Source organism: Kitasatospora sp. NPDC004799, from assembly GCF_040609095.1.
Lineage (GTDB): Bacteria > Actinomycetota > Actinomycetes > Streptomycetales > Streptomycetaceae > Kitasatospora.
In genome coordinates, this window is the sequence record NZ_JBEXJK010000495.1 from 1 (window position 1) to 5581 (window position 5581).

Here is a 5581-nt window from a genome sequence, read left to right on the forward strand (position 1 = left end):
ACTTGGCCACGTCGTTGGTGATCGAGAAGGTGGTCAACGCGCCTCGGGTGATGAGGACGGTGGCCAGCTCCTCGGGGGTCGGCTGCCCGTGCAGCACGTGGATCGGGGACATGGCTGGTTCTCTCCCGACAGGGACGGGGGGCTACAGGGGGATGTTGCCGTGCTTCTTCGGCGGCAGCACCTCGCGCTTGCCGCGCAGCGCCCGCAGGCCGCGGACGATGTGCCGGCGGGTCTCGCTCGGCGCGATCACCGCGTCCACGTAGCCGCGCTCGGCCGCCAGGTACGGGTTCAGCAGGGTGTCCTCGTACGAGGCGATCAGCTCGGCCCGCTTCGCCTCGACGGTGCCGGCCGCCTCGGCCTCGGCGATCTCCCGGCGGTGCAGGATGTTGACCGCGCCCTGCGCGCCCATCACCGCGATCTGCGCGGTCGGCCAGGCCAGGTTGAGGTCGGCGCCCAGGTGCTTCGATCCCATGACGTCGTACGCGCCGCCGAAGGCCTTGCGGGTGATCACGGTGATCAGCGGCACGGTGGCCTCGGCGTAGGCGTAGATCAGCTTGGCGCCGCGCCGGATGATGCCGTCCCACTCCTGCTCGGTGCCGGGCAGGAAGCCGGGCACGTCCACGAAGGTCAGCACCGGGATGTTGAAGGAGTCGCAGGTGCGGATGAAGCGGGCGGCCTTCTCGCTGGCGTTGATGTCCAGGCAGCCGGCCAGGTCCATCGGCTGGCTGCCGACGATGCCGACGGACTGGCCCTCGACCCGGCCGAAGCCGGTGATGATGTTGCCCGCGTACAGCGGCTGGGTCTCCAGGAACTCGCCCTCGTCGACGATGTGCTCGATCACCTTGCGCATGTCGTACGGCTGGTTCGCCGAGTCCGGCACGATGGTGTCGAGTTCGAGGTCCTCCGCAGTGACGTCGGCGAACGCCAGGTCGTAGGACTGATCTGGGTAGGACGGCGGGTCGCTCAGGTTGTTGGAGGGCAGGTACGAGAGCAGGCTCTTGACGTACTCGACCGCCTCCTTCTCGTCCGCGGCCAGGTAGTGCGCGTTGCCCGACTTGGTGTTGTGGGTGCGCGCGCCGCCCAGCTCCTCCATGCCGACGTCCTCGCCGGTGACGGTCTTGATCACGTCCGGGCCGGTGATGAACATGTGCGAGGTCCGGTCGGCCATCACCACGAAGTCGGTGATCGCGGGGGAGTACACCGCGCCGCCGGCGCAGGGGCCCATGATCAGCGAGATCTGCGGGATGACGCCGGAGGCGTGCACGTTGCGGCGGAAGATCTCGCCGTACAGGCCGAGCGAGACCACGCCCTCCTGGATCCGGGCGCCGCCGGAGTCGTTGATGCCGATGACCGGGCAGCCGGTCTTCAGCGCGAAGTCCATCACCTTGACGATCTTCTCGCCGAAGACCTCGCCGAGCGAGCCGCCGAAGACGGTGAAGTCCTGGGCGAACACGGCGACCTGGCGGCCGTCCACGGTGCCGTAGCCGGTCACCACGCCGTCGCCGTACGGGCGGTTCTTCTCCTGCCCGAAGTTGGTCGAGCGGTGCCGGGCGAACTCGTCGAACTCCACGAAGGAGTCCTCGTCCAGCAGCTCCGCGACCCGCTCGCGGGCGGTCAGCTTGCCCTTGGCGTGCTGCTTCTCCACGGCCTTCGCGGAGCCGGAGTGCACCGCCTCGTCCAGCCTGCGGCGCAGGTCGGCGAGCTTGCCCGCGGTGGTGTGGGGGTCGTACGGCGCCTCGGTCATCCGGTGGCTCTCCCTGATCCATGGCCGCGACCTGTTCGAGTGCGCGCGGGGCCGGGTGGCGGGCCTCGCGCATGAGGGCAGGGCGGCGCTACGAACTACCGCTGGGTAGCGTAGCCAGCGCGGAGGGCGATGCGTCATGTCCTGGCGTTATGGCCATCGACACAGTTTTGCCGGCGGCCGTTCTGCGGGACGATGGGGCGGCCTGCGCCCCGTACCGGATCTAGGGTTCTCCCATGACCGAACCCCAGACCCCCCGCCGCAGCGGACTGCGCGGCTTCGGCCACGCCGGGCCGTCGCCCTGGACCGACCTGGACCGTCCGCCGCTGGACGAGGAGGCGCTGCGCCACGACCTGCTCGTCCCGGGCGGCCTGTGGACCTCGCTGGACGTCGTCGCCGAGACCGGCTCCACCAACAGCGACCTCGCCGCCCGGGCCGCGGCGGGCGCCGGGCAGGGCGCGGTGCTGGTGGCCGAGGCGCAGAGCGCCGCCCGCGGCCGGCTGGACCGGCGGTGGACCGCCCCGCCCCGCTCCGGGCTGTTCCTGTCCGTGCTGCTGCGCCCCGAGGAGGTGCCGGTCGAGCGGTACGGCTGGCTGCCGATCCTGGTCGGGGTGGCCGCGGCCAGCACGCTGGGCCGGGTCGCCGGGGTCGAGGTCGGGCTGAAGTGGCCCAACGACCTCCAGGTGGAGATCGACGGCGCGGAGCGCAAGCTGGGCGGCATCCTCACCGAGCTGGCCGGCGGCGCGGTGGTGGTCGGCATGGGCCTCAACGTCTCGCTGCGCGCCGAGGAGCTGCCCGTCCCCACCGCGGCCTCGCTCGCGCTGGCCGGCGCCTCGACCACCGACCGGGGCACCCTGCTGCGCGCCCTGCTGCGGGAGTTCGCCGAGCTGTACCGGGACTGGACGGCCGCCGCCGGCGACCCGCACGCCAGCGATCTGCTGCGCGCCTACGTGGACCGCTGCACCACGCTGGGCCGCCAGGTGAAGGTGCACCTGCCGGGCGACCGCGAGCTGGTCGGCGAGGCGGTGGCGGTGGACGGCGACGGGCGGCTGGTGGTCCGCACGCCCGACGGCGCACGCCGGGCGGTCGGTGCCGGCGACGTCGTCCACGTGCGCCCCGAGCCCCGCTGAACGGCAGTCTTCACCTCCCCTTGACCCGGGCGGATGCCCCGGATCCGGCGATTCCGTGCGAACATTCCACCTGGCAGCGGTGTGAGGCGCGCCACTGCCCGCCCGGGTGGCGGACGGCGCGCCCGGACAGGTAGGACACGAGGCGAGTGCGGCGATCGCACGGGGACGGACCGGTGGCAGAGGACGGCGGCAGCGGCGCGACGGCGGGCGGCAACGACCCCACGGTCGCGCTCGAACTGGAACGCCTGATCCTGGACGCGCCGCGCCGCTACACCCCGTACCAGGCCGCGCGCGCCGCCGACGTCCCGATGGAGCTGGCCACCCGGTTCTGGCGCGCCATGGGCTTCCCCGACATCGGCCAGTCCCGGGCGCTCACCGACGGCGACGTGATCGCGCTGCGGCGGCTGGCCGGCCTGGTCGAGTCCGGGCTGCTCAGCGAGTCGATGGCGATCCAGGTGGCCCGCTCCACCGGCCAGACCACGGCCCGGCTGGCCGGCTGGCAGATGGACACCTTCCTGGAGAACCTCACCCAGTCCGTCGAGCCCGGGCTGACCCGCGCCGACGTCGCGTACCCGCTGGTCGAGCTGCTGCTGCCGGAGCTGGAGCAGTTCCTGGTGTACGTCTGGCGGCGCCAGCTGGCGGCCGTCACCGGCCGGGTGGTGCAGGCCGCCGAGGACCACGAGATCACCAGCGGGCGGCTCGCCGTCGGCTTCGCCGACCTGGTCGGCTTCACCCGGCTGTCCCGGCGGCTGGAGGAGGAGGAGCTCGGCGAGCTGGTCGAGACCTTCGAGAACACCTGCTCGGACCTGATCGCCGGCCAGGGCGGCCGGGTGATCAAGACGCTCGGCGACGAGATCCTCTACGTCTCCGAGGACCCGGCGACCGCCGCCGAGATCGCGCTGAGCCTGATCGATGCGCTGTCCGGGGACGACACCATCCCGCCGCTGCGGGTCGGGATGGCCTTCGGCACGGTCACCTCGCGGATGGGCGACGTCTTCGGCACCACCGTCAACCTGGCGAGCCGGCTCACCTCGATCGCGCCCAAGGACGCGGTGCTGATCGACGGCGAGTTCGCGGCCGCGCTGGAGCAGAACGGCAGCGTCGCCCCGGCCGACTCGGAGGGGCCGGGCCTGGCCGAGGCGCTGTCGGCCGCGGCCGGGATGCCCGCCTCCGGACTGCCGGTGCCGGGCCCGGAGGCCGGGGCCCGGTTCCACCTGCAGCCGATGTGGCGGCGGCCGGTGCGGGGGCTCGGACTGGTCGAGCCGTGGCTGCTCACCCGGCGGTCGAAGGCCGAGTAGCGGCATGGCCGCCCCGGCCGCGTGGTGGCCGGTGCGCGGGGAAGACGCCCGGGGCGGAGGGAGTCCGTCCCCCGCCGTGCGTACGCCCTTGCGGGTGCCGAACGGTTGAAACCCGTACGTTCTCCTGGCGAACCCGCCGGGCAAACGGGGCATAACCGAACGAAATCGCCATAGTCTTGGTGCAAGCGGCCGGTCGGGCGCGTCCGGCCGACGGGGGTCCGGCAGGACCGAGCACAGGGAGCGAGGCGAGCCGGTGAGCAGTGAGGCGATCATGACGGACCGCGACTGCGTCTGCGGCGGTTCGCGGCACCCCGACCCGCTGCCCGACCTGCGGCTGCAGTCCGTGGTCGAGCTGGCCCAGGACATGGCCGCCGCGCTCACCCCGCTGGAGGCCGTCCGGGCCGCCGCCGTCCGGGCCACCGAGGCGCTCGGCGCCACCATGGCCGCCGTCTCGGTCTGGGACCGCGAGTCCGGCCGGCTGCGGGTCCTGGTCAACCACGGCGAACTCGCCCCCGGCGAGGAGGAGCTGCCCGAGGACGAGTCCTACCCGGTCGCCGACTTCCCGGAGATCGTCACGTACCTGGAGGAGCGCTGGACCACCGGGCGGCTGCCGCGCGCCTGGCTGCAGAGCGCCGAGAACAGCGAGCAGCACGCCGGGCACGCGCACCCGACCGCCGGCGCGTACTGCCAGGAGCGCGCCGCGGCGCTGCGCCGGCGCGGGCGGGCCTGCTGCGTGGTCGCGCCGGTCGTGCTGCACGGCCAGGCCTGGGGCGAGCTGTACCTCGCCCGCTCGGCCGGGATGCCCGAGTTCACCGAGGCCGACGCCGACTACGCGACCCTGCTCGCCGCCCAGGTCTCGGCCGGGCTGGCGCAGACCGAGCGCCTCGCCGACCTGCGCAAGCTCGCCTTCTCCGACCCGCTCACCGGCCTGGCCAACCGGCGCGCCGTCGACGCCCGGCTGGAGAGCGCGCTGGAGGCGCACAACCGGGACAACACCGTGGTCTCGCTGGTGGTCTGCGACGTCAACGGGCTGAAGCGGGTCAACGACCAGCTCGGCCACGAGATGGGCGACCGGCTGCTGGAGCGGTTCGCCCACCAGCTCTCGCTGTCCGCCGCCAAGCTCCCCGGCAGCCTGGCCGCCCGGCTCGGCGGCGACGAGTTCTGCCTGCTGGTGGAGGGGCAGAAGGCCGACGAGGTGGTCGCCGTCGCCGAGGAGCTGTGCGCCCGGGCGCTCGCGCTCTCCGAGGGCGAGGGCGTGGCCTGCGGCGTCGCCTCCACCGGGGACTCGATCGGGCCGGTCACCACCCCCGACCGGCTGTGACGGCGGAGGGCTGACGGCGGCGGCTGACAGTCGACGGCAGACAGCGAACAGACGACAGAGTTCAGCGGACAGATAACAGAGTTTGAAATCT

The 5581-nt window shown here is 73.0% G+C and carries 3 protein-coding genes and 1 pseudogene; 3 read left to right on the plus strand and 1 reads right to left on the minus strand.

The genetic code is table 11. The features are described from left to right. Positions 1-142: 142 nt before the first annotated feature. Entirely contained in the window at positions 143-1744 is a 1602-nt protein-coding gene (locus tag ABZW03_RS36305) for an acyl-CoA carboxylase subunit beta (protein WP_355268356.1), read from the minus strand. A gap of 233 nt (positions 1745-1977) precedes the next feature. Here ABZW03_RS36305 and ABZW03_RS36310 point away from each other — a divergent pair, with 233 nt between their 5' ends. The 3 genes and pseudogenes from ABZW03_RS36310 to ABZW03_RS36320 form a co-directional block, all read left to right on the plus strand. Then, the gene (locus ABZW03_RS36310; protein ID WP_355268359.1) at positions 1978-2871 is read left to right on the plus strand and encodes a biotin--[acetyl-CoA-carboxylase] ligase; all 894 of its coding nucleotides are present in this window, start codon (positions 1978-1980) and stop codon (positions 2869-2871) included. A 173-nt stretch (positions 2872-3044) separates the two neighbouring features. Continuing rightward, positions 3045-4169: an adenylate/guanylate cyclase domain-containing protein gene (locus ABZW03_RS36315; RefSeq protein WP_355268361.1), complete on the plus strand. Its 1125-nt coding sequence runs from the start codon at positions 3045-3047 to the stop codon at positions 4167-4169. 271 nt (positions 4170-4440) lie between these two features. After that, positions 4441-5487 (plus strand): annotated as a pseudogene (locus ABZW03_RS36320) (sensor domain-containing diguanylate cyclase); the annotation flags it as partial. Positions 5488-5581 lie beyond the last annotated feature (94 nt).

What these genes read in the sequence shown, in the direction of transcription:
- ABZW03_RS36305 (WP_355268356.1), bottom strand. Translation starts at nt 1,744, where the DNA reads ATGACCGAGGCGCCGTACGACCCCCACACCACCGCGGGCAAGCTCGCC.
- ABZW03_RS36310 (WP_355268359.1), top strand. Translation starts at nt 1,978, where the DNA reads ATGACCGAACCCCAGACCCCCCGCCGCAGCGGACTGCGCGGCTTCGGC.